The organism is Methylobacterium sp. WL9, from assembly GCF_008040035.1.
GTDB classification, from domain to species: Bacteria; Pseudomonadota; Alphaproteobacteria; order Rhizobiales; family Beijerinckiaceae; genus Methylobacterium; species Methylobacterium thuringiense.
The window spans coordinates 1-24180 of sequence record NZ_VRVE01000048.1 but is presented as its reverse complement, the minus strand read 5'-3'; the positions used below and the strand labels follow the sequence as shown (position 1 = coordinate 24180).

Annotated in this window: 24 protein-coding genes; 14 read left to right on the top strand and 10 right to left on the bottom strand. The window is 68.9% G+C overall.

Annotated features, from left to right (window positions below; all coding sequences use genetic code 11):
- Positions 1–72 precede the first annotated feature (72 nt).
- The 4 genes from FV217_RS23455 (at position 73) to FV217_RS14385 (ending at position 5298) form a co-directional block, all read left to right on the top strand.
- Positions 73–2262, top strand: coding sequence for a hypothetical protein (locus tag FV217_RS23455; protein ID WP_238231537.1), 2190 nt, complete (start codon positions 73–75; stop codon positions 2260–2262).
- A gap of 195 nt (positions 2263–2457) precedes the next feature.
- Complete coding sequence (locus FV217_RS14395) at positions 2458–3207, top strand: electron transfer flavoprotein subunit beta/FixA family protein (RefSeq protein ID WP_147817868.1); 750 nt, start codon at positions 2458–2460, stop codon at positions 3205–3207.
- Positions 3208–3284: 77 nt separating this feature from the next.
- The gene (locus FV217_RS14390; protein ID WP_147817867.1) at positions 3285–4235 is read left to right on the top strand and encodes an FAD-binding protein; all 951 of its coding nucleotides are present in this window, start codon (positions 3285–3287) and stop codon (positions 4233–4235) included.
- A gap of 181 nt (positions 4236–4416) precedes the next feature.
- On the top strand, positions 4417–5298 hold the full coding sequence (locus FV217_RS14385) for a 3-hydroxybutyryl-CoA dehydrogenase (RefSeq protein ID WP_147817866.1): 882 nt from the start codon (positions 4417–4419) through the stop codon (positions 5296–5298).
- 48 nt (positions 5299–5346) lie between these two features.
- Here the strand turns inward: FV217_RS14385 and FV217_RS14380 are convergent, their stop codons facing one another.
- The 5 genes from FV217_RS14380 to FV217_RS14360 form a co-directional block, all read right to left on the bottom strand.
- Positions 5347–5571 (bottom strand): hypothetical protein, encoded by a 225-nt coding sequence (locus FV217_RS14380; RefSeq protein ID WP_147817865.1) that lies wholly within the window; start codon positions 5569–5571, stop codon positions 5347–5349.
- 117 nt (positions 5572–5688) lie between these two features.
- Complete coding sequence (locus tag FV217_RS14375; protein ID WP_147817864.1) at positions 5689–6693, bottom strand: NAD(P)H-quinone oxidoreductase; 1005 nt, start codon at positions 6691–6693, stop codon at positions 5689–5691.
- Between the two features lie 68 nt (positions 6694–6761).
- Positions 6762–7394 (bottom strand): uracil phosphoribosyltransferase, encoded by a 633-nt coding sequence (upp, locus tag FV217_RS14370; protein WP_147817863.1) that lies wholly within the window; start codon positions 7392–7394, stop codon positions 6762–6764.
- Between the two features lie 165 nt (positions 7395–7559).
- Positions 7560–8894 (bottom strand): flagellin, encoded by a 1335-nt coding sequence (locus tag FV217_RS14365; protein ID WP_147817862.1) that lies wholly within the window; start codon positions 8892–8894, stop codon positions 7560–7562.
- Positions 8895–9136: 242 nt separating this feature from the next.
- On the bottom strand, positions 9137–10447 hold the full coding sequence (locus FV217_RS14360; RefSeq protein WP_147817861.1) for a flagellin: 1311 nt from the start codon (positions 10445–10447) through the stop codon (positions 9137–9139).
- A 195-nt stretch (positions 10448–10642) separates the two neighbouring features.
- Between FV217_RS14360 and FV217_RS14355 the strand changes: the two genes are divergently transcribed.
- Entirely contained in the window at positions 10643–11050 is a 408-nt protein-coding gene (locus FV217_RS14355; RefSeq protein ID WP_147817860.1) for a flagellar biosynthesis repressor FlbT, read from the top strand.
- Here FV217_RS14355 and glgX read toward each other — a convergent pair whose 3' ends face one another.
- Complete coding sequence (gene glgX, locus FV217_RS14350; RefSeq protein ID WP_147817859.1) at positions 11051–13168, bottom strand: glycogen debranching protein GlgX; 2118 nt, start codon at positions 13166–13168, stop codon at positions 11051–11053. It abuts the gene before it with no gap.
- An 80-nt stretch (positions 13169–13248) separates the two neighbouring features.
- Complete coding sequence (locus tag FV217_RS14345; protein ID WP_147817858.1) at positions 13249–14670, bottom strand: trehalose-6-phosphate synthase; 1422 nt, start codon at positions 14668–14670, stop codon at positions 13249–13251.
- A gap of 469 nt (positions 14671–15139) precedes the next feature.
- Between FV217_RS14345 and FV217_RS14340 the strand changes: the two genes are divergently transcribed.
- From FV217_RS14340 to FV217_RS14315, 6 genes are all read left to right on the top strand, one after another.
- Positions 15140–15601, top strand: a complete 462-nt coding sequence (locus FV217_RS14340) for a hypothetical protein (protein ID WP_147817857.1) — start codon at positions 15140–15142, stop codon at positions 15599–15601.
- Positions 15602–15611: 10 nt separating this feature from the next.
- Entirely contained in the window at positions 15612–16007 is a 396-nt protein-coding gene (locus tag FV217_RS14335; protein WP_147817856.1) for a phage holin family protein, read from the top strand.
- The gene (locus FV217_RS14330; RefSeq protein ID WP_147817855.1) at positions 16004–16390 is read left to right on the top strand and encodes a DUF3618 domain-containing protein; all 387 of its coding nucleotides are present in this window, start codon (positions 16004–16006) and stop codon (positions 16388–16390) included. Before FV217_RS14335 ends, FV217_RS14330 begins: the two co-directional genes overlap by 4 nt.
- Before the next feature lie 157 nt (positions 16391–16547).
- Positions 16548–17267: a hypothetical protein gene (locus tag FV217_RS14325; RefSeq protein WP_147817854.1), complete on the top strand. Its 720-nt coding sequence runs from the start codon at positions 16548–16550 to the stop codon at positions 17265–17267.
- A gap of 48 nt (positions 17268–17315) precedes the next feature.
- On the top strand, positions 17316–18041 hold the full coding sequence (pxpB, locus tag FV217_RS14320) for a 5-oxoprolinase subunit PxpB (RefSeq protein ID WP_147817853.1): 726 nt from the start codon (positions 17316–17318) through the stop codon (positions 18039–18041).
- Positions 18038–19060 (top strand): biotin-dependent carboxyltransferase family protein, encoded by a 1023-nt coding sequence (locus tag FV217_RS14315; RefSeq protein WP_147817852.1) that lies wholly within the window; start codon positions 18038–18040, stop codon positions 19058–19060. The genes pxpB and FV217_RS14315 overlap by 4 nt, the downstream gene beginning before the upstream one ends.
- A 128-nt stretch (positions 19061–19188) precedes the next feature.
- On the opposite strand, the gene FV217_RS14310 is transcribed toward FV217_RS14315, so the two are convergent.
- Entirely contained in the window at positions 19189–20082 is an 894-nt protein-coding gene (locus FV217_RS14310) for a ribokinase (protein WP_147817851.1), read from the bottom strand.
- Between the two features lie 140 nt (positions 20083–20222).
- On the opposite strand from FV217_RS14310, the gene FV217_RS14305 reads away from it, so the two are divergent.
- From FV217_RS14305 to FV217_RS14295, 3 genes are read left to right on the top strand one after another with little or no spacing between them, the layout of a single operon-like run.
- Positions 20223–20927, top strand: a complete 705-nt coding sequence (locus FV217_RS14305) for a GntR family transcriptional regulator (protein WP_147817874.1) — start codon at positions 20223–20225, stop codon at positions 20925–20927.
- Positions 20928–20952: 25 nt separating this feature from the next.
- Positions 20953–22005, top strand: coding sequence for a UV damage endonuclease UvsE (locus tag FV217_RS14300; protein WP_147817850.1), 1053 nt, complete (start codon positions 20953–20955; stop codon positions 22003–22005).
- Between the two features lie 32 nt (positions 22006–22037).
- Positions 22038–22529: an alpha/beta hydrolase gene (locus FV217_RS14295; protein ID WP_147817849.1), complete on the top strand. Its 492-nt coding sequence runs from the start codon at positions 22038–22040 to the stop codon at positions 22527–22529.
- A gap of 75 nt (positions 22530–22604) precedes the next feature.
- Here the strand turns inward: FV217_RS14295 and FV217_RS14290 are convergent, their stop codons facing one another.
- Both FV217_RS14290 and FV217_RS14285 read right to left on the bottom strand, forming a co-directional pair.
- Positions 22605–22985, bottom strand: a complete 381-nt coding sequence (locus FV217_RS14290) for a hypothetical protein (protein WP_147817848.1) — start codon at positions 22983–22985, stop codon at positions 22605–22607.
- Positions 22986–23201: 216 nt separating this feature from the next.
- The gene (locus FV217_RS14285) at positions 23202–23837 is read right to left on the bottom strand and encodes a glutathione S-transferase N-terminal domain-containing protein (protein ID WP_147817847.1); all 636 of its coding nucleotides are present in this window, start codon (positions 23835–23837) and stop codon (positions 23202–23204) included.
- Positions 23838–24180: the final 343 nt, after the last annotated feature.

Sequence of the window (24180 nt, the reverse complement as noted above, 5' to 3'; positions counted from 1 at the left end):
GCTCGGTGGCGTAACCGCTCCGCCCTGCCGGCCGAATGCCCGTCATCGACCCGGGAGTGCCGACGCGTGGAGATGGGATCAGCCACGGCCGGGCGTCACCGGCGATCCCGCCTCGGGGCGGCCCTGCGCTGGATCTGGCGGGCCTATGCGCGGCTGGTGCGCCTGCTGGTCGCGGCGCTCGTCGGCACGCTGCTGCTTGGCCTCGGCGTGCTGTTCATCAACTACGTCGTGCTGTCGACGCCGAACGCCAGGGCCTACCGCAACCTCGATCCGGCCCTGCCCGCCTGCCGCAACGGGCTCGCCACGGGCTGGCCGATCCTCGCCGATCTCGGGCGCGAGCGGCTGCGTACGGTGAGCGAGCCCGACGACGGCGGCTGGGAGGATGCGAGCAACGACGAGCGCGCCGCCATCGCCGAGGACCCGGCCTGGCGCACGCGGCTGCGCTGCGCGCTTCAGCGCCACCTCGTGCCGTCGACGCAACCCGAGGGCAAGCCGCTCGACTACCATCTCGGCTTCCTCGAATTCCAGGAGACCGGCGAGCCCTACGCGCTCGTCTCGCAGAACGCCCGCGGCGGCGACGCGGTGATGACTTCCGCGATGCTGCGCGACCGGATGCACGACGGAGCCAAGGCGCCCGGCCCGGAGGGAACCCTGCCGCAGCCGGTCGTCACCCAGCTCGATGCGCTGAAGCAGCACCTCTCCACCGGATCGCACTACGTCATCGTCTTCATTCACGGCTGGCGCCACGACGCGCGCATCGGCGACGGCAACGTCGCGGACCTGCGGCTCTACGCGGCCCATGCGGCGCGCTTCCTGAGGGAGCGCTGCCCGGTCGAGCCGAGCGCCTGCGCGACGAAGGTCACCGCGATCTACATCGGCTGGCGCGGCGCCCGCGTCGACGAGAAGGGCCTGAAGGCCGGTCTGGGCGAGACCGTCGGCGGCTTCCTCGGCAATCTCTCCGCCGGGGCGACGCTGTTCGACCGGAAGCCGGTGAGCGAGGCGATCGCCCCGGCCGCGATCTCGGCCCTGCGCACCCTCGAAGGCGTACTGGCCCCGCCCCTGGGGCACGAGCCGGATGATCCGCGCGCGCACAACCGCATGGTGATCGCCGGCCACAGCCTCGGCGGCAACATGCTCGCCACCGGGCTCAAGGACGACCTCGTCAAGGCGGTGCGCCGGCACAAGCCGGGACAGGCCCTGCCGCCGGTCCTCGGCAACCTCGTGCTCCTGATCAACCCGGCCTCCGAGGCGACGAAGTGGACGGCGATCCAGCGCGAGGTCTGGAGCCGCATCGCGACGCATGCCGACCCGAACACGCCGCTCGCCGAGGTCCAGCGCGACACCGGCTTCTTCCCCGCGACGCAGAGGCCGGTGGTGGTCTCGGTCACGGCTGCCCTCGCCTTCCCGGCCGGAGGGCTGCGCGCGGGCGATTGCGCCTGGATCGGCCTCGACGTCGACGACGGCTACAAGGCCGCGCGGGCACGGATCCGCGACCGGCTGGACAGCACGGACACGATGTTCGATGCCGGCGTCGACTACGACTGGGCGACGCACGACCTGTTTCCGACCTTCAAGTTCGACTATCGCCCCGCTGCCGGCTGGCTCGGCAGGGTCGCCGCCCGCCTCGAACATCGCCGCCCGGCGGGCGAGAGCTGCGCGCCGACGCCACCCGCGGACTGGCTTTCACGGCTCCAGACGCTGCCGATCCGCGCCTTGTCGCTGCTGGCGGCGACCTTCCCGTTCCAGGATTCGTCCCGCGAGGATTCGCACACGATCGGCAATCTCGATCCGCCGCGCCCGGCCGCCGGCGTGCTGGCCGACGCGCAGCGCTCGGCTGCCCCGTTCGGCACCACGCACGAACTGCTCGGGCTGCACGCATCCGGGGCGGAGAAACACCACCCCTACGCCACCCTCGCCGACGCCCCGATCCCGTGCCCGCCGACAAACCGCTGGCTCACGCGGGCGCGGGCCGCGCAGGCCGGCCAGTTCGGTTCGTTCTGGGACAGCGAGACCCTTGCGCCGGCCGAGCGCGGCGTGCGCGGGCAGGGTGGACCGGCGGCGGAATTCCTGCACGGGCTGCACTTCACCGGTATCGCGCCGATCACCGCCGCCAACGATCCGTTCTGGAACGTGCGGGCCTTCGACAACGCGCTCTCGCGCCACGACGGCTACCGGCTGTCCTCCTTCATCTGCGCCATGAACCAGCTCGTCCTCGACGACATCACCGGCGTTCCGGCGGACATGATCGGCACCATGCGGTGACGCCTGCCCTGCAGATCCGGCGAAATCGCAGCCCTGGCAGGCCCCTCTCGGTGGGTTGCCTGCGTTGACAAGGCCGAAATGGCCTCGTTACGGTCCGCGCCCTAATTCAACCATGGTTGATCATCGTCGACGGTGCGGTTCGCCCGCCTCAGAGGGCTCCGTGCCCGCCGCGACGTGCTGGAGGAAGCTGCACCCATGAAGGTTCTCGTGCCCGTCAAGCGGGTTGTCGACTACAACGTCAAGATCCGCGTGAAGGCCGACGGCTCCGGCGTCGAACTCGCCAACGTCAAGATGTCGATGAACCCTTTCGACGAGATCGCCGTCGAGGAGGCGATCAAGCTCAAGGAAGCCGGCAAGGTCACCGAGGTGGTCGCCGTCTCGATCGGGCCGGACAAGGCCCAGGAGACGCTGCGCACCGCGCTCGCCATGGGCGCCGACCGCGCCATCCTGGTGAAGACCGACGTGACCTGCGAGCCGCTGGCGGTGGCCAAGCTCCTCAAGGCTGTCGTCGAGAAGGAGAGCCCCAACCTCGTCATCCTCGGCAAGCAGGCGATCGACGACGATTGCAACCAGACCGGTCAGATGCTCGCCGCCCTGCTCGGCTGGCCGCAGGGCACCTTCGCCTACAAGCTCGCCTTCGAGGGCGAGTCGATCGACGTCACCCGCGAGGTCGACGGCGGCCTGCAGACCGTGACCCTCAAGTTGCCTGCGATCATCACGACCGACCTGCGCCTCAACGAGCCGCGCTACGCCTCGCTGCCGAACATCATGAAGGCGAAGAAGAAGCCCCTCGACACGCTGTCGGCGGAGGAGCTCGGCGTCGACGTCACCCCGCGGCTCAAGGTGATCAAGACCTCCGAGCCCCCGGGCCGCTCGGCCGGCGTCAAGGTCGGGTCCGTGTCCGAGCTCGTCTCGAAGCTCAAGAACGAAGCCGGCGTCCTCTGAGTTCATTTGGCCGTTTCGCGCCGCTCCCGGTTCCCGGTCGAGCGGCGCGCCCATCCACAGACCATGAGAATTGACCGATGACCACGCTCCTCTACGTCGAGCACGCCAATTCCGAGATCAAGGACGGCACGCTCAAGGCGCTCACCGCCGCCAAGGACCTCGGCGCCCCCATCCACGCCCTGGTGCTCGGCACCGCCAGCAAGGCCGCCGCCGAAGCCGCGGGCCGGCTCGACGGCATCGAGAAGGTGCTGAACGCCGAGGATGCCGTCTACGACCATGACATGGCCGAGCCGATCGCCGCGCTCATCGCCAAGATCAGTGGTCCGTACGACGCGATCGTTTCGTCCGCGACCACCACCGGCAAGAACATCCTGCCGCGCGTCGCCGCGCTGCTCGACGTCGCCCAGGTCTCCGACATCATCAAGGTGGTCTCGCGCGACACCTTCGAGCGGCCGATCTACGCCGGCAACGCCATCCAGACGGTGCAGGCGCCTGCGGGCAAGAAGGTCATCACCGTGCGCGGTGCCTCGTTCAAGGCGGCGGAAGAGGGCGGCGCGGCCGCTCCCGTCGAGGCCGTCTCCGAAGCTGCGCAGGAGGCCGGCGGCTCGGCCTACAAGAGCGAGGAGATCGCCAAGTCCGACCGGCCCGAACTGGCCTCCGCCAAGATCATCGTCTCCGGCGGCCGTGCGCTGGGCTCCTCCGACAAGTTCAAGGAAGTCATCGAGCCCCTGGCCGACGCCTTCGGCGCTGGCGTCGGCGCCTCGCGCGCGGCGGTGGATGCCGGCTACGCCCCGAACGATTGGCAGGTCGGCCAGACCGGCAAGGTCGTGGCGCCGGACCTCTACGTGGCGGTGGGCATCTCCGGCGCGATCCAGCACCTCGCCGGCATGAAGGACTCGAAGGTCATCGTCGCCATCAACAAGGACGAGGACGCGCCGATCTTCCAGGTCGCCGATTACGGCCTCGTCGGCGATCTCTTCCAGATCGTGCCGGAACTCCAGGCCGAGGTCGCCAAGGCCAAGGGCTGAATTCGTCATCGCTCCGGCCCGTCATGCGGGCCGGAGAAAATCGTCTACCACTGGACCTTCGTGGGGCTCCCACGCGTGGCGGAATGCTCTACGACGCGCGTTTGACGTGATTGTTGCGCTGCCGCATGGTGATCGATGATCACGCGGCGACGCCGCAGTATCTGAGGATTCGGGAACGGCAATGGCCCTCGATATCAGGACGGTCGGCATCATCGGCGCCGGACAGATGGGCAACGGCATCGCCCATGTCTGCGCGGCCGCCGGCCTCGACGTGCGGCTGAACGACCGCGACCCGGACCGCATCGCGGCAGGCCTTTCGCTGATCGACGGCAACCTGACCCGGCAGGTCCAGAAGGGCACCCTCAGCGAGGACCAGCGCCGCAGCGCCCTCGACCGCATCGGCGCGGCGCGCAGTTACGGCGACCTGGAGGCGTGCGACCTTGTCATCGAGGCGGCCACCGAGGACGAGGGCACCAAGCGCCAGATCTTCCAGGCTTTGTGTCCGTCCCTGCGGCCCGATGCGCTGGTCGCCACCAACACGTCCTCGATCTCGATCACGCGGCTTGCTGCCTCGACCGACCGCCCCGAGCGCTTCATCGGCATCCACTTCATGAACCCGGTGCCGCTGATGCAGCTCGTCGAGCTGATCCGCGGCATCGCCACGGAAGACCCGACCTACGAATCGGCCAAACGCTTCATCGCCAAGCTCGGCAAGATCTCGACGATGTCGGAGGATTTTCCGGCCTTCATCGTCAACCGCATCCTGCTGCCGATGATCAACGAGGCAATCTACACGCTCTACGAGGGCGTCGGCTCGGTGGAATCCATCGACACGGCAATGAAGCTCGGCGCGAACCATCCGATGGGGCCGCTCCAGCTCGCCGACTTCATCGGTCTCGATACCTGCCTCTCGGTGATGCAGGTTCTTTATGAGGGGCTGGCCGATTCGAAGTACCGTCCCTGCCCGCTACTGGTGAAGTATGTCGAGGCCGGTTGGCTCGGCCGCAAGACCAAGCGCGGCTTCTACGATTATCGCGGCGAGACGCCGGTTCCGACCCGCTGATGCGATGTCGCCGGCCCCGAGGGCCGGCGCATGCGGCGAAGCCCGATATCAGTTCGGCTTCTGCCCGGCCGGTGCCGTCGTCGGGTTGGTTGCGGTCGCACGGGCCGCCTCGGTGCTCTGGCTCGCGTGGTCGCTTGGCGAGACCGATCCCTGCCACGTCAGCACGCCCGCCCCGGCGACCACCGCCAGAATGACCGCTGCGACCAGTACGTAGAGAACCGGCTTTCCCTTCTCGCCCTGGCGCGACTGCGTTCCCGTCTCGATCTTTGCCATCGATTCCCCAACTCAAGCGTCGTCACACGACCGTGACGGCCGGCCAACGTCGCGTCGTGCCGAGTGTTCCGCATCCCGGCACGTGGCAATAAGCCCGGATCGGGCGGCCTGCCGGGCTCAGCGACCGGTCACCAGCATGATCTTGCCGAGATGCGCGCTCGACTCCATCAGCGCATGGGCCTTGGCCGCCTCCTCGAGCGGAAACGTCTCATGGATGATCGGCTTGATCGTGCCCGCTTCCACCAGCGGCCAGATCTCGGCGCGCAGCTCGTCCGCGATCGCCGCCTTGTTCTCCTTCGGCTGGGCGCGCAGCGTCGCGCCGGTGATGGTCAGGCGCTTCAGCATGATCGGCGTCAGGTTCACGCTCTCGGCCTTGTAGCCCTTCATGAAGGCGATCTGGACGAGGCGGCCTTCGACGGCGAGCGATGCGATGTTCTTGGCGAGATAGGCCGCGCCGACCATGTCGAGGATCACGTCGACGCCCTTTCCATCGGTCAGCCGCTTGATCTCCTCGGCGAAGTCGGCCTCGCGGTAGTCGATGGCCGCGTCCGCGCCGAGCTCTTCGCAGAACCGGCATTTCTCGGCCGAGCCGGCGGTGGCGTAGACCGTGGCGCCGTGCGCCTTGGCGATCTGGATCGCGGTGGAGCCGATGCCGCTCGATCCGCCATGCACCAGGAAGCGCTCGCCCTTTTGCAGGCGCCCGCGCTGGATCACCGTCGAGTAGACCGTGAACACCGTCTCCGGCAGCGCCGCCGCCTCGATCAGTGAGAGCGGCGCGGGCTTCGGCAGAACCTGCCCGGCTTCGGCGACCACGAACTCGGCATAGCCGCCGCTGATCACCAGCGCGCAGACCTCGTCGCCCTCCGACAGCCCCGAGACGCCTTCGCCGAGCGCCGCGATCCGGCCGCCGACTTCGAGGCCCGGGATCTCGGTCGCGCCCTTCGGCGGCGGGTATTGGCCCAGCCGCTGCATCACGTCCGGCCGGTTCACGCCGGCCGCGACCACCTCGATCAGCACCTGACCCGGCCCGGGCTTCGGCACCGCCACCGTCTCCACCGCGATGACCTCGGGTCCTCCCGAACCCTCGAAGCGGATCTGGCGCATGGTGTCGGGTACGGGCATCGGGGACTCCTCGAAAGCGTTTCCCCCTAGTTGCGGCCCGCGTCCGCCGCGGCAAGGGGGCGCGGGCGTCAGCGCGTCCCGTACATGCGGTCTCCCGCATCGCCGAGGCCCGGCACGATGTAACCGTGGTCGTTGAGATGGCTGTCGATCGCCGCGGTCCAGACCGGCACCTCGGGATGGGTCTGCTGCAGCCGGGCGAGGCCCTCGGGCGCGGCGAGCAGGCAGACGAAGCGCAGGTCGCGGGCGCCGCGGCTCTTGAGCCGGTCGATGGCGGCCACTGCGGAATTCGCGGTGGCGAGCATCGGGTCGAGCACCAGCACGGTGCGGTCGGCGAGATCGGACGGGCTCTTGAAGTAGTACTCCACCGCCGCGAGGCTCTCGGGATCGCGGTAGATGCCGACATGGGCGACGCGGGCGGCCGGCATCAGCGAGAGCATCCCGTCGAGGAAGCCGACGCCCGCGCGCAGGATCGGCGCGAGCACGAGCTTCTTGCCGGCGATCCGCCGGCCCTCCATGGCCTGGATCGGCGTCTCGATGGTGACGGGTTCGAGCGGCAGGTCGCGGGTGACCTCGTAGGCCAGCAGCATGCCGATCTCGTTGAGAAGCTCGCGAAACCCCTTCGTCGACCGGTCGCGGTCGCGCATCAGGGTCAGCTTGTGCTGGACCAGGGGATGATCGACCACCGTGACCGTCGCCGCCATGCCGCCGGGCTCCTTGGTTGTGTGTGCTGCCCTCCCCTTATGCGCAGATCGGGGCTCGGAGCGAGCCCGCGATGCGGCCCAACGCGGTCCGACCGGTCAAGGCCCGAAACGCGAACGGCCGAGGCTTGCGCCCCGGCCGCCGCGCATCATTTCGCGGATGATGCCTTACTGCAGCAGCTTCAGGATGCCCTGGTTCGCTTGGTTGGCGAGCGAGAGGGCCGAGATGCCCAACGACTGGCGGGTGGAGAGCGCATTGGAATTCGCGGCCTCCTCGTTCAGGTCGGCGCTGGTCAGGTTGGAAGCGCCGGTATTGAGCACGTTCGCGATCTGCTTGGTGAAGTCCTGGCGGGTCTGAACCGTCGCGAGGTTCGAGCCGAGGGTCGAGGCGAGCGAACGCAGGTTCGTCAGCGCGTTGGTCAGGGAGTCGGCGGCCTTGGTGAGGTCGGCGTTGTTCTGCACGCTGAAGTCGCCGTTGGTGGACGCCGTGGCGCTATCGACGAACTTGCCGACGCCAAGGCTGAGCGACGAAATCGCCGAGCCCTGCACGTCGAGACGGTTCTGAGCCGCGCCGGTCTTCTCGTTGAACACGATCGACAGCTTGTCGCCGCCGAGCAGGTTGGTGCCGTTGAAGCCGGAATCCTTGGCGAGCTGGTCGAGCTGTGTGCGGACGTCGTTGAACTGGTCAATGAGGGCTGAGCGCGCTGCGGAGGTGCCGCCACCCACGACGTTCGTGATCGCCGCGTTGCCCGCCGCGACGCCGAGCAGCGCAGCGGTCTGACCCGTCACCGAAGCGAAGGCGCCGGTGGTGTCGACGGTGCCGCTGTCGAGCGTGATCGGGTCGGAACCCGTCCCCGTGACGATCAGCTTACCCGAGCTGTCGATGTCGGCGATGGCGACGCCCGACTTGTTGATGCCGTTGACGAGGTCGTTGATCGTCGCGCTGGCGCTGAGCTTCACGTCGAAGGTCGTGCTGCCCGACTTGATGCGGAAGGAGTTGCTGACGGCGGGAGGGCCTGCGGCCGTTGCGTCGGTGAAGCCGAGATTGCCGTTCGTCGAGGCGGTCGCCGTGCCGGCGGTGCCGAAGAGGCTCTTGGCGAGCACGGTGTCGCGCTGGCTCTTGCCGGTCAACGTCGCCTCCGCCGTCGTGGCGAGTGCCACGGTGGGCGTGATCTTCGGCAGGTTGGTGGCGGCGTTGGTCTGGGCCTGCTTCACGGTGGACTGGAGCTGCTTCACCAGAGCCGTGATCGAATCGATGCCCTTGGAGGCGGCCTGGATCGTCTGGATGCCGTTGGAGATGCCGTCGAGCAGGCCGTTGAGGGCGGTCGAACGATCGGTCAGGGCCGAGGCGGTGAAGAAGTTGGTCGGGTTGTCGAGGGCCGAATTGACCTTCTTGCCCGTGGAGAGGCGGTTCTGGTTCGTCGCCGTGAGGGCGGCCGTGTCCTGCAGCGAGAGCAGGTTCGAGCGCGTGGCGGCGGAAAGGGTGACGTCGTAGGCCGACATGGCAGCGACTCCTGCTTACGGTCGAAAGTCTTCGTTCGACGACGTGGAGCAGCCACACTCGGCGAACCCAGTGTCGACATGGGTCGACGGAACCTGTTGAAAGCTTTACCGAAAGAAGGTTAACGATTTACCGTGCGCGCCGACTGGACAGCGATCTCGCTGCTTGATGTAGTTGGATGCCTCCGCAAACGAAAACGGCCGGGGCGATGCCCCGGCCGTTTCGTCTCGATCGAAGCTGAAGCTTAGCGCAGCAGCTGCAGGATGCCCTGGTTCGCCTGGTTGGCGAGGGAGAGGGCCGAGATGCCGAGCGACTGGCGGGTGGAGAGCGCGTTGGAGTTCGCGGCCTCTTCGTTCAGGTCGGCGCTGGTCAGGTTCGAGGCGCCCGTGTTGAGGACGTCCGAGATCTGCTTGGTGAAGTCCTGGCGGGTCTGCACGGTGGCCAGGTTCGAGCCGAGCGAGGAGCTGAGCGAGCTCAGCGACGTCAGCGCGTTGGTCAGCGCGTCGGAGGCCTTGGTGAGGTCGGCGTTGTTCTGGACGCTGAAGTCGCCGTTGGTGGACGCGGTGGCGCTGTCGACGAGCTTGCCGACGCCGAGGCTGGTCGAAGAGATCGTCGAGCCCTGGACGCTGAGCTTGTTCTGGGCGGCGCCGGTCTTCTCGTTGAACACGATCGACAGCTTGTCGCCGCCGAGCAGGTTCGTGCCGTTGAAGCCCGAGTCCTTGGCGAGCTGGTCGAGCTGGTCGCGCACGTCGTTGAACTGCGAGATCAGGGACGAACGCGCCGCGGAGGTGCCGCCGCCGGTAACGTCGGTTGTGTCGGCGGTACCGAACAGGGCCGTGTCCTGGGCCGTGGTGGCCGCGAACACACCGGCGTTGGTGACGTTACCCGCAGTCAGGGTAACGGCGTCGGAGCCGGTCCCGGTGACGACGAGCTTGCCGGAGCTGTCGATGTCGGCGGTGGCGACGCCCGACTTGTTGATGCCGTTGACGAGGTCGTTGACGGTCGCGTTGGTGCCGAGCTTCACGTCGTAGGTGGTGCTGCCGGCCTTGATGCGGATCGTATTGCTGACGGTCGCGCTGGTCGCGTCGGTGAAGCCGAGATTGCCGTTCGCCGAGGCGGTGGCCGTGCCGGCGGTGCCGAACAGGCCCTTGGCGAGCACGGTGTCACGCTGGCTCTTGCCGGTCAGCGCCGATTCGGCGGTGGTGGCGAGCGACACGTCGGAGGTGATCTTCGGCAGGTTGGTGGCGGCGTTGGTCTGGGCCTGCTTCACGGTGGACTGAAGCTGCTTGACCAGCGAGGTGACGGAGTCGATGCCCTTGGAGGCGGCCTGGATGGTCTGGATGCCATTGGAGATGCCGTCGAGCAGGCCGTTGAGGGCGGTCGAACGATCGGTCAGGGCCGAGGCGGTGAAGAAGTTGGTCGGGTTGTCGAGGGCCGAGTTGACCTTCTTGCCCGTCGAGAGGCGGTTCTGGTTGGTCGCCGTCAGCGCAGCGGTGTTCTGCAGCGAGAGCAGGTTGGAACGCGTGGCGGACGAGAGGGTGACGTCGTAGGCCATTGTCGGTCGATCCTTTTGATCGTTAGATGCCCCCGTTTTGGGAGTGACCCGACTAAACGCCGCCGCAACCTTCCAAAAACTTACTTGGATCGATCGGATTTCGCGCCAATACCCGAAGGTCATTTCTATGGTTAAGGATGGCTTAGTCTTGAGCCTACATCCTCTGTTCAACCCTTCAGCGTTCCGGATCCGCACATGCCACTCAAGATCGAACTCAAGCCGAACGAGCGGCTGATCATCGGCAACGCCGCGATCCGCAACGGCGAGCGCCGCGCGAGCTTCGTGCTGGAGACCAACACCCGCTTTCTCAGGGAGAGCGAGATCATTCCCGAGAGCGAGGCCGACACGCCGTGCAAGCAGCTCTACGTGCTGCTGCAGGTGATGTACCTCGTCGACCATCCGTTCGAGGCCGAGACCGCCTTCATGGCGCTGGCCAACGACGTGATGCAGGCGGTCCCGAGTATGGGGCCGCGCATCGCCGCGATCCACGAGGCCACCAGCACGGGCGAGCGCTACAAGGCGCTCAAGCTCGGACGCGCGCTCATCGCCTACGAGCAGGAGGTGCGTGGCCGCGCCCCCGCGTCGGAGCCGCCGGCCGCCTGATCAGGCCGTCCCGCCGCACGCGTCGGCGGAGTCTGCCGGCGGCGCCTTGAGCACGAGGATGTTGCGCGCCGCGAGGGCGACCGTGCCGCCCTCCCCCACGGTCGGCACGGTGTTCGGCGGGACGGTGCCGGTTGCCAGCGCCGTATCGAACACCCGCCGCCACGGCCCGCCGATGGTGGGGGCGAGGCGGAAATCGCACGGGGTCTCGGCGGCGTTCATGAGCACGAGCACGCGCTGCGCACCCTCGATGTCGTTGCCGATCTGCATGCCGAAGCTCTGCCGGCCGCCGTCGTTCCAGGCGTCGCCATCCATCTCGGTGCCGTCCGGCGAGAGCCAGTGCACGTCGCGCAGGTCGGTGCCGTCGACCCGGGCGCCGACCAGGAAGTGGCGGCGGTGTAAGCTCGGGCAGCGCCGGCGGAGCGCGGACAGATTGCCGACGAAGGCGGCGAGGTCCGGGTCGGGATCGTGCGCCCAGTCCATCCAGCCGACCGCGTTGTCCTGGCAATAGGCGTTGTTGTTGCCGGCCTGAGAGCGCCCGCGCTCGTCGCCCATCAGCAGCATCGGCACGCCCTGCGCCAGGAAGACGGTGGCCAGCATGTTGCGGGTCTGGCGGGCGCGGAGCGACAGGATCGCGGGATCGTCGCTCGGCCCCTCGACGCCGTAATTGCGGGAGAGGTTGTGCCCGTGGCCGTCGCGGTTGTCTTCGCCGTTGGCGTAGTTGTGCTTCTGCTCGAAGGCGACGACGTCGGCCAGCGTGTAGCCGTCGTGGGAGGCGGCGTAGTTGATGCTCGCCTGCGGCGCACGGCACGACGGCGAGAAGATCTCGCGCGAACCCGAGAGACCCTGCGTCAGCTTGCCGAGGGTGCCGTGGTCGCCGCGCCAGAAACCGCGGAGGGTATCGCGGAACTGGTCGTTCCACTCGCTCCAGCCATAGGGGTAGCCGCCGAGCCGGTAGCCGCCATGGCCGATGTCCCAGGGCTCGGCGATGAGCTTGACCCGGGCGAGCGTCGGGTCCTGCCGCAGCGCCTGGAAGAAGGCGGCCCGGTGCGAGAAATCGTAGGGTGCGCGCCCGAGGCTGGTGGCGAGATCGAAACGGAAACCGGCGATGCCGTAGGACTGCACCCAGTGCCGCAGGCTATCGAGCACCATCTGCATCGCCCGCGGATTGGCGATGTCGAGCGTGTTGCCGCAGCCGGTGCAGTCGACGTCCTCGCGCAGGTTCTCGGGCTTGAGCTTGTAGTAGCTGAGATTGTCGATGCCGCGGAACGACAGGGTCGGCCCCGTGTGGTCGCCCTCGGCGGTGTGGTTGTAGACCACGTCGAGGAGCGTCTCGATGCCCGCCGCCGCGAGTTCGCGGATCGCGAAGCGCAGGCCCCCGGTCCCGCCCTCGCCGAGATAGCGCGGTTCGGGCGCAAAGTAGTTGTAGGGCTGGTAGCCCCAGAAGTTGACGAGGCCCTTCTCCACCAGGAAGCGGTCGTCCGCGAAGGCCTGGATCGGCAGCAGTTCCAGCGCGGTGACACCGAGCTTGAGCAGGTGCTCGATGATCGCCGGGTGGGCGAGGCCGAGATAGGTGCCGCGCTCGGCCTCGGTCAGGGCCGGATGCGTCATGGTCAGCGCCTTGACATGCGCCTCGTAGATTACCGTCTCGGAGAGAGGGCGATGGTTCTGTGTCGGGGTGAAGTCCGGCGTGTCCGTACGGGTGACGATTCCGCGCGGCATCGACGGCGCGCTGTCGCGGCGGTCGATCACGTCCTCGCGCTGGATGCCGCGGCGATAGCCGTAGACGGAATCGTTCCAGCGGATGCGGCCGGCGATCTCGCGGGCATAGGGGTCGATGACGAGCTTGGCCGGGTTGAAGCGGTGCCCGTGCGCCGGCTCCCAGGGGCCGTGGACGCGGTAGCCGTAATGCTGCCCCGGCAGCACGCCGTGCAGGTAGCCGTGGAAGACGTCGTCGGTGCGGCAGGGCAACCGGACGACCTGGCGCTCGTGCCGCTCGCCCGGATCGAACAGGCAGAGGTCGACGGCGGTGGCGTTCTGCGAAAACAGAGCGAAGTTGACGCCCCGGCCATCGAAATGCGCGCCGAGCGGCGCAGGCACGCCCTCTTCGATGACGATCATCGCAACCCTAAATGTCCGCTTTCGCCCGAAACCAAGCGCGAGGCTTGCCCGATTTCGCCCGCGAACGAAAGACGGTCAGTCTACTCGGCCGCGGCGACGGCGGCCGGCGGCGAGCGGTCCAGGGTGCGGAAGTTTTCGAGTTCCGTCATGAAGTTGCGGGCCCACCAATCGACGTCCTCGCGCTTCATGCGCTCGTTCATCGGCTTCCAGCGAGCCAGCCGCTCCTCGCGCGGCATATAGAGCGCTTCGCGGATCGCCTCGGCCATCTCGAAGCGGTCGTAAGGGTTCACGAGCAGCGCCTCGGACATCTGCCGGGCGGCGCCGGCGAATTTCGAGAGCACGAGCACGCCGGGATCGTCCGCGCTCTGCGCGACGACGTATTCCTTGGCGACCAGGTTCATGCCGTCGCGCATCGGCGTGACGAGGCCGACGCGGGCGGCGCGGTAGAGGCCGGCCAAAACCGGACGCGGATAGGCCTTGGTGACGTACTGGATCGGCGTCCAGGCCGGCTCGCCGAGCATGCCGTTGATGTCGCCGACCTTCTCGTTCACCTCGCGCGAGAGCTGTTCGTATTCCGGCACCTCGCTGCGCGATTTCGGGGTAATCTGGATGTAGACGACGTTGCCGCGCTGGTCGGGGTTCGAGGCGAAGAAGCAGTCCACCGCCTCCATGCGCTCGGGCACGCCCTTCGAGTAGTCGAGCCGGTCGACACCGATCAGCAGCTTGCGGGTGCGCAGGCCCGCCATGGTCTCGCGCACGACCTTGTTGGTGCCGGCCTTGTCGGCGGCCTCCTTGAAGCCCGTGACGTCGATGCCGATCGGAAAGCTGCGGATGCGGGTGCGGCGCCCGTCGACCATCAGCGAGCCGCCGCCGAGCGGGATCGCACGCATGTCGTCGATCAAGTTGCGCGACAGGTTCTGCACGTCCGGGTCGGTCTGCAGGCCGATCAGGTCGTAATCGGCGATGGCGCGCAGCAGGTCGCCGCTGGCGGGCAGCGTGTTGAACACGTCGGCGCCGGGCCAGGGGATGTGGTGGAAATAGCCGATCGGGTTGTCGACGCCCTGCCCGCGTAGCTCGCTCGCCAGCGGGATCAGGTGGTAGTCGTGCACCCAGACCAGATCATCCGGCTCGAGCAGCTTGGCGAGCGCCCGGGCGAAGAGGCGGTTGACGCGCTGGTAACCCGCGTAATCGGAGCGCGAATAGCTTCCGAGCCCCACGCGATAATGCATGATCGGCCAGAGAGCCCGGTTGGCGAAGCCGGCGTAGTATTCCTTGTAGTCTTGCGGCGAGAGGTCGAGGACGGCGTATTGGACCCGGCCACGATCGATCAGCCTCGGCTCGGGATCGGGATTTTCCGTGATCTCCCCGCTCCAGCCGAACCAGAGCCCCTCATAAGCGGAGAAGGCTTCGTTGACGGCGACGGCGAGGCCGCCCGCGGAGACCAGGCCCTTGCCCTCCGCGGGGATCGCAACGCGGTTCGATACGATGACGAGACGTGACACGAAGCCGGACTCCGGTCCTCAACGGCTCGGTCGCGCAGATCGCGCCCAGGCCGTATTGACGATGTGAGATGAAAACGCACGGGGGAGGCGCATGATCCGTCGTGAAACGGACGAGCACGGTCGAACCTCGCGGTTCAAGATCGCTGCATCCGGCGTCCCCCGATCCCCATGCCCGTTCGGCAGTGCAACCATACCCCGGAAGCCTCGGTTCCGCCATGGCCAACGGATACCCGTGCACCCATGACGATCACCTGTGACGACGGTCGCGGCTGTCTTGGCTGTAAGAAGCTGAACGGGTGCTGACGGGGCCGATCGCGGCGACGATGAAATTGCCTGCCGCCGCCGAGCAGAGAAAGCGGAACCGGCTGAGCCCGCCGATGTTACTCAGCCGACGCTTGACGGTCGGCCAGGTTCGCCGGCGGACCGCAACGCACTCTCCCTATCCGTGTCGTTCCATGGAGTACCGTCTATGACCGCATCCCCGACACCCGGTCAGGCGAGCGATCCCGGCGACCTGCACGACCTCAAGCGTGACGTTGAGGACACGGTGGACGTCGCCGTCGAGCGCGGCCGGGGCTTCGCCGCCGCGGCGCGCACGCATGCCGTCAACCTCGCCGAGGGCCGCAAGGCCGAGGCCGCGAAATCGGTCTCAGGCCTCGCTCATTCCTTACGCGATTCCGGCCGCACCTTCGACGACCGCCCGAACGTGAAGGCGTTCTTCGACAGCGCCGCCGAGGGGCTCGACGATCTCGCCGGCTCGATCGAGACGCGCTCGTTCAATGATTTCTATCAGGACGCCGAGGCCTTCGCCCGCCGTTCGCCCGTCGCGGTGGCGGTGGCGACCTTCGCTGCCGGCTTCCTGCTCGCTCGTTTCGTCAAGTCGTCCGGCGAGCGCCAGATCGACGGCGATTACGATCGCGAGCGGGTCTGAGGACGCCAGGATGTCGAGCCCTCCCCCCAGCAGCATCCAGGGCCTGATCGGCGACGCCCTGCGCGAGACCAGCGAACTCGCGCGCAAGGAAATCGCGCTGTTCCGCACCGAGATGGTGAGCAACGTCCGCACGCTGTTCATCGGTCTCGCGATGATGGTGGCGGCCGCGGTATTCGCGGTGGTCTCACTGCTCGTCCTGATCGGCGCCTTCGTGAAATTCGTGGCGACGCTGGTGCATTCCGACTGGCTGGCGGCGCTGATCGTCGGCGGCGTCCTGCTCCTCGTCGCCATCATCCTCGCCGTCGTCGGCGCCAAGGCGATGTCGTTGTCCAATCTCGCGCCCACGCGCACCACGCGGCAGGTCCGTCAGGACGCGCGCGCCCTGTCCGAGAGGGTTTCGGGATGAGCGGTTCGCTGTCGGATCTCGAGAAGGACATCGAAGCGAGCCGCGCCCGGCTCGACGAGACCATCGATCGTATCCAGGACCGGCTCTCGCCGGTGAACCTGGTGGACGAGATGCTCGGCTCGGCGCGCCTGACGCCACTGAACAGCGTCTACGACGACGCGCTCGCCGTGGTGCGGCGCAATCCCTTGCCGGTGCTGCTGATCGCGGCCGGAGTCGGCATGCTGATGAAGAAGCTCGCGCAAGGTCCGCGCGCGCCTGCCGTTCGAGCCTCCGCCAGAGTGCCGGTCGAGCCGGCTCCGACGGCGGGCGTGGAGCGGGCCTACGATCCGGATCAGCCCGGTGGGCGCCCGGCCCGCGTCCTGACGGAAGACGCGAAGGCCTGAAGCTTTTCGCGAATTCCTTTGGGATGGCAGGCGAATCGGGGCGGTTTCTCGGACGCGGAACGAATCCGGCCGCCGAGGCGCTGAAAGATCACGAAGGAGCCCGGCGGCGTGCCCCGGGTGCATTGAACACCATCGATCGAAACTTCGGAGTGGCGTGATGAGCGACAACCCAAACCACGCAGACGGCGGCCGGTCGCTGCCGGACGAGATCGCGGCCAAGGCCGGACTACCGCGCCAGGACGACGTCGCGCATTCGCTGCACGACATCGGCGACCGGGCCGAGCGTGAAGCCAAGGCGGCCCTGTCGTCGGCGCGCGATGCCCGCGACCATGCCGGCGAGACCGCGGAGACCGTCGCCCGCGAGGCCGCGAATTCCGCCTCCGACATCCAGGACCGCGTCTCCGATGCGGCTCATTCGGCCCGTGGTCGTGTCGAGGAAACCGTGGACCGGGTGCGTGGACAGGCCGCCGACGCCTATGACGACGTCCGCTCCTGGGCGGCGGATCGCGTCGACGAGCATGGTCGCCGAGCGGCGGATCTCGCCGACCGCGGCTTCGTCCGCCTGCGCGACGGCCGCAGCGCCACCGAGGCGTTCGTGTCGGACAACCCGCTGCTCGTCGGCGTCGTCGGCATTGCCGCCGGCCTGCTGCTCGGCGCGCTCCTGCCGCGCACCCGGCCCGAGGACGAGCATCTCGGCCCCTGGGCCGACGAGGTTCGTGGCCAGGGCCTGCGCTACGCCCGTGAGATGACCCATCGCGGCCGCGAATACGTCGAGGCGGCCCTCGACCCGGACAATCTCGACACCGCCGTGCGCCGTGCCGGCGCGCAGGACGAGGACGGTTACGCGGGGCCGGAGCGGACGGCGCACCGGCTCTGAGCCGGGATCGCTTTACCCCCGGCGGCTGACGGGGTTACGGGAGGCGCGATGACCTGTCGGCATCCGCGCCTCCTGACCTGCGGCGATACCGCCATCACCATCGAGTTCGGCGACGCGATCGATGCCGGTCTCAATGCTGCCGTGCTCGCCCTCGACGCCCGCCTCGCTGAGGCCGCGCTTCCGGGCGTCGTCGAGACGGTGCCGACCTATCGCTCGCTCACCGTCCATTGCGATCCCGTCGCGGCCGATCCGGCGGAGCTCGCCCAGGCGATCCTGAGGCTGGCATGCTCCGACCTGCCCTCGCCGAGGGCGGGCCGGATCTGGCGCATTCCCGTCGTCTACGGGGGCGAGTTCGGCGTCGATCTCGGCGCGGTCGCCAAGCATCACGGCCTCTCGCCGGACGCCGTGATCGCGCGCCATGTAGAGCCCGAGTACCGCGTTGCCATGCTCGGCTTTCTGCCCGGCTACGCCTATCTCAGCGGGCTCGACCCGGCTCTGGCCCTCTCCCGCCGCCCGGCCTCGCGCCCGACGACACCCGCCGGCACGATCTCCATCGGCGGCGCGCAGGCGCTGGTGGCGAGCATCGCCGCGCCGAGCGGCTGGCATCTGTTGGGCCGCACTCCGGTGCGCAGCTTCATGCCCGGCCGCGACCCCATCTTTCTGCTCGAGCCCGGCGACGGCGTCTGCTTCGAACCGGTCGATCCCGGCCGCTGGGACGCGCTCGACAGGGCCGCCGCCGCAGGAGAACTCGTCGCCGAGCGGCTGGACGCATGAACGCCGCCCTCGTCGTCATCGCCTGCGGAGCCGCGACCACGCTTCAGGATGGCGGTCGCCGCGGCTACCTGCGCTACGGTCTCTCCGCCTCGGGTCCGATGGACCGCCTCGCTCACGCCGCCGCAAATGCCCTCGTCGGCAATCCCGTGGATGCGCCTGCCATCGAGTTCGGCCTCGGCGGCGGCCGGTTCCGGATCGAGGGCGGCCCGGTCCGGCTGGCGCTCGCCGGTGCCCCCTGTCCGATGCGGCGCGACGGCGAGCCGGTCGCCCATCACCGCTCGCTCGTGCTGCGCGAGGGTTCGGAACTCTCCATCGACCGGCCGTGCCAGGGTGTCTTCGCCACGCTGGCGCTGGCCGGCGGCATCGCCGTCGCAGGGGTGATGGGCAGCGTCTCGTTGCACTTCCGTGCGGCATTGGGAGGTCTCGACGGGCGGCCGTTGCGCGCGGGCGACCGGCTCCCGCTGCGTCCGCCGCCGCTCTCCGGCGAGGCCGAGCGCTGCCTCGATCCGGTGCCGGTGGAGCGCGACCGGCCGATCCGCATCGTCCTCGGACCGCAGGAGGATCGCTTCACGAAGGGCGGTATCGATACGCTGCTGAACGCGGCCTTCACAGTCTCCAACCGGGCCGACCGGATGGGCTACCAGTTCGACGGCCCCGAGATCGAACACGGAGGGGACGGCTTCAACATCGTCTCGGACGGCACCGTCGCGGGCTCGATCCAGGTGCCCGGCAGCGGCCGGCCCATCGTGCTCCTGGCCGATCGCCAGACCACCGGCGGCTATCCGAAGATCGCCACCGTAATCTCCGCCGATCTCCGCCGCGTCGCCCAGCGCCGGCCCGGCGAGACCGTGCGGTTCGAGGCCGTCTCGCTGCAGGAGGCGGTCCGGCTGGCGCGTGAGCGCGCCGCCGTGATCGCGGCGCTGCCGACGCTGCCGAAGCCCGTGGCCGGCGAGGCCGATCGCCTGCTCGGCGCGAACCTTGCCGGCAATGCCGTCGACGCGCTCGACGAGCAGGATTGAGACGGCTTCCGGATGGATCGATTGCGAAGCAGACCGATCCGGATGCATGACGTGCACACGCCGACGCCTCCCTGTCATCGCGAGCGCAGCGAAGTGATCCAGGGCCCAGGCGCAACGACGGGCATGGCTCAGCCCGCCGCGCAGAAGCGATCGAGGTCTGCCGTCGTCGGAAAGGCCTCGAAGGCGCCGAACCGGCAGGTTGTGATCGCGCCGCAGGCCGCGGCCCGCGCCAGCGCCTCCGCGATCGGCCGCCCCTCCAGCAGCGCCACCGCGAAGCCCGCCGAGAAGGCGTCTCCGGCCCCGATCGTGTCGACCGCCGCAACCGGGAAGGCGGCCTGACGGGCGGGCGGCCCGTCGCGCTGGAAGGCCACGGCGCCCTCCTCCCCGAGCGTCACCACGACGACCGCTGGGCCGGCCCGGAGCAGGGCTTCGGCCGTGCCGGGGTCGGCCACGTCGAGCCCGAGATCGGCCGCCTCCACGCGGTTCACGACGAGGATCGTCGTGTCCGCGAGGATACGCGGATCGATCGGCCGGCCCGGCGAGGGGTTGAGCAGCGTGCGGGTGCCGCGTGCGCGGGCCTGGGCGAAGGCTTCGGCGATCGCCGCGTCCGGCGACTCGAAGGTCGCCATGACGAGTCCGGCTCGAGCAATGCGGGCCGGATCGATGTCGGCGGCCGCGAGCAGCCGGTTCGCACCGGGGCTGACCGCGAGACAGTTCTCGCCCTCCCGATCGACGAAGCCGATTCCGGCTCCGGTCGAGCCGCTGCGCCGCACGAGCATGTCGGCGGCGAGACCCACCCCTTCGAAGGCCGAAACGGCGACCGCTGCGAAGGGGTCGTCACCGATGGCGAAGACGCCGTCGACCTGCGCACCGAGGCGGTGCGCCGCCACCGCCAGGTTGAAGCCCTTACCGCCCGGTTCCGACACGAAGGCTTCCGCGGCGAGGGACTCACCGGCGCGCGGAAGCCGTGCTACCTTGACGGAGCAGGCGACCACGAAGCTGCCTACGACGAAGATCTGCACGAACGATGATCCGGTAGCATCAGGTGGCAAGCAGGAAGGCAGCCGGAGAGTTCCGGCAGGACAAGACCGGTACGGTCGTTCCCTTCGCTCTCGATCGTCCCTCGCTGATGTCGCTCCTGCGGCTGCGGGACGACACGGCCATGCCGCTCTACCAGCAACTGGAAGAGCAGATCCACGCGCTGATCATGTCCGGGGCGCTGCCCACCGGCGCGGTCCTGCCTGCCGAGCGCCAGCTCGCCGAGAACCTCGGGGTCAGCCGCGTCACGATCCAGCGCGCCTATGCGGCTCTGCGCCAGCGCAACCTGCTCTCCTCGCAGGGGCGCAAGGGGTTTCTGGTCCGCTCCCGGCCCGAGCAGGTCCATCCCGGCATGGACCGCCTCAAGGGCTTCACCGAGGAGATGCGCGAACTCGGAAAGGTGCCCTCTTCCCGCGTCACCGAGCGGGCGATCGTGCACGACCGCTCGATCTCCTCGATCTTCGGTCTGCCCTCCACCGCCCCGATCCTCAAGCTGACCCGCATCCGCTGCGGCGACGACATCGCTATGTCGCGGGAGGTCGCCTGGTACAATCTCAAGGCCGTGCCGGCGCTCGAGCACGGCGACCTGTCCGGTTCGGTCTACGCCTTCCTGGCCGATGAGGCCGGCGCCCGGCTCGTCCGCTGCGAACAGACCATCGAGGCGACGATGCCTACCGCCGAGGAGTGCCGCATCTTCGATTTCGACGAGCCGAGCCCCTGCCTCCTAATCAAGCGCCACAGCTTCTCGGATGCCGGCGTGATGATCGAATACGTCGAGGGCCTGTTTCGCGGCGACATGTACAGCTATCGCCTCAAGCTGCGGACCTGACCCGGGCTGCCCGCGTTGTCGGGCCATGACAGCCCCCACGCCCCGCCTCGGCTTCTGCTGCACCTTCATCCCCGACGAACCGCCCGGCGGCTATCCGACCCGCAAGGCCGAGCGCGAGGCCGTGCAGGCCATGAACCTCACCAGCACGACCATGACCCACCTCGCGGGTCTCGCGCCGGCCGCGCGGCGGGCGAAGCTCGACACGATCGCCCGCCACAACCTCGTGGCCCTGGGACGCCAGATCGCTTGGGTCGCGGCGCGGCCGCCGGCCGAGCGGCTGCTGCGCATCGTCTCCTCGCTGCTGCCGGGCTTCACCCACCCGGTGGCCCGCGACCTCTACGCCGAGCCCGCGCTGCGCCGCCTGATCGCGGACGGCCTCAGGCGGCTCGGGGAGCAGGCGCGGGCGGGCGGCGTGCGGCTCAGCATGCATCCGGGCCAGTTCTGCCTCATCGCCTCGCGCAGCCCGTCGGCGCAGGAGAACGGCATCGCCGAGCTCGAATACCACGCCGAGGCGATGGCGATGCTCGGCTACGGCGGCGGCTGGCATCCGCACGGTGCCCACATCAACATCCATGTCGGCGGCCGCGAGCCCGGCATCGACGGATTCCGCGCCGGCCTCGCGCTGATCTCGGAGACCGCGCGAAACCTGCTCACGGTGGAGAACGACGAGACCTGTCACGGCCTCGACGCCGTGCTGCGGCTCTCCGATGCCGTGCCCGTGGTGCTCGACCTGCATCATCACTGGATCGAGAGCGGCGGCGACTACATCGAGCCGGACGATCCCCGTATCGCGCGCATCCGCGAATCCTGGCGCGGCGTACGCCCGGTCAGCCATGTCAGCGTGTCCCGCGAGGATGTGCTCGCCGACCACGATCCGGCGGTGCTGCCCGATTTCGCGGCCCTGTCCCGCGCCGGCCATTCCGGCCGCGATCTTTCTGCGCATTCAGACCTGATGTGGAACGCCGGCATCAACGCCCTGGTGGCCCGCCATCTCGCCTGGACCGACTTCGAGGTCGAGGCCAAGGGGAAGAACCGGGCCTCGACCGCGCTGGCGGCCTGGATCGCCGCCGCCGCTTGATCGCCCTGCGCCCGAGGCGATAGGGAGGCGGCATGAAGACGGGCGATTGCGATATCCTGATCCTGCCGGGCTATGCCGGCTCCGGGGAGGAGCACTGGCAGGCGCGCTGGGCCGGGCGCCTTCGCACGGGGTGGGTCGTCGCGCAGGCGGATTGGCACCAGCCTGATCCCGAGGATTGGCGCGCGCGGATCGTCGCGGCGGTCGAGGCGGCGACGCGCTTTCCCGCCGGCGTCGTGCGCGGCGCGATGCTCGTCGCCTTCCCCGACATCGAGACCTGCCAGAACCTGCCGGCCAGCGTCTGCTCCTTCGCGCCGGTGCCGCGCGATCCCCTGCCCTTCCCCGCGCTCCTGGTGGCGAGCCGGACCGACCCCCATTGCAGCTACGAGCGCGCGGAAGAGTTCGGGGCGGCGTGGGGGGCGTCCGTGGTCGACGCGGGCGAGGCCGGGCACATCAACATTGCCAGCGGGCACGGCCCCTGGCCGGAGGGCCTGATGCGGCTCGCCGGATTCATGTCGACGATCTGAGGCGGGCGGCCCGACAGGGCCGCCTCGTTGTCTTTAGTCCGGGCGATCCGTGGTCGGGATCGACGCATATCGGTGTCAGTTGATCAGGCAGAATCCGGTGCCGGTGCCGGCGATGCGGCCGCTCGGGCACCACGGTTCGGAAACCTTCTCCACGGCGAGGGACACCGGGGCCGGCGGCATTGGCGGAATCGGTGCGGTCTCGTCCGCCCCGTCCGCCTCGGACCCCCTCGCGCTGCGGGTGACGTTGCGCGCATCGGACCGGCTCGGATCGAACGGGCCTATCGCTCCGACGGCGGCAATGATGGGCAGGCGCCGGGTCGCCGTATCGCGCGCGCTCGCCGAACGGTGCGGAACGGAGAAGCTGGAGCCGCGCAGCCGAAAGCCGCGGGCCTCCGCATCTGCGATGCTGGCTGCGAGCGTCAGGACAGACACTGCGACGACGGCGACAGGCCTCATGGCACCACCTCCTGCTGGAGCGCCCGTCCACGTCGCGGATGCCGGTTCGGCGGCGGACGGCGCATCGAATCAACGACCCCGCGACCTCGGCCCGATGCCATCAGGTCGGGTACGGCTCGAAGCAGGATATCGACGGAGTCTTAACGCTGCGTCCGGAGGACCTCCCGCAGTTTAGCGATCTCCCGGCCCTGGGGATAACAGCGTGGACGAGCGCGGTCAGATCGCGGCCAGCCCCCGCTGGACGGCAGGCCGCGCGAGTACCGTGTCGAGCCAGCGTCCGACGTTCGGGTAGGCCGCGGTGTCGATGCCCTGCTTCTCGTGAAATTTCGCCCAGGTCAGCGTCGCGATGTCGGCGATGGAGTAGTCGCCGGCGAGGTGGTCGCGGCCGTCGAGGCGGCGGTCGAGCACGCCGTAGAGACGCTTCGCCTCCTCGGTGTAGCGCTCCACGGCGTAGGGGATCTTCTCCTTGGCGTAGATCCGGAAATGATGGGCCTGGCCGAGCATCGGCCCGAGGCCGCCGACCTGCCAGAACAGCCACTCGTCCACCGCCACGCGGACGCGCTCGTCGGTGGGGTAGAGGCAGCCGGTCTTGCGCCCGAGATATTGCAGGATCGCCCCGGATTCGAAGACCGTGATCGGCTGACCGCCGGGCCCGTCGGGATCGACGATCGCCGGAATCTTGTTGTTGGGCGAGATCGCCAGGAAGTCGGGCGCCATCTGTTCGCCCTTGCCGATGTTCACCGGCACCACCCGGTAGGGCAGCCCGCATTCCTCCAGCATGATCGGAATCTTCCAGCCGTTCGGCGTGCTCCAGGTGTGCACGTCGATCACACCGGCTGTCGTCTGCGCCATGGCCTGCTCCGCGATCCGGCCCGCCGCCCGTTCCGGCGGGCCTACCGATCGCGCGGAGTAGACCGCATTCGTCACGGCGTGAACAGGCGGATCGCGGCGTCGCAGCGGCGGATCCCGATGCAACTCCGATGCGGGCAAGCCGTTTCTGGCCTTGCCCTTTCCCCGTCGTTGCGGCTGTGATTGCCGATCCCTGCGCGCAGGCGCGGGGATTTTTCATGCTGAGGTTGCCGGAATGTCGCTTCGTGTCGCCGCCCTGTTCGCTGCGGTGCTCTGTCTTGCCGGCCCGGCCCTGGCCCGCGAGCCGGCCCGGCCGCCCGCCTCCGCCCGCGACAGGGACGCAGCC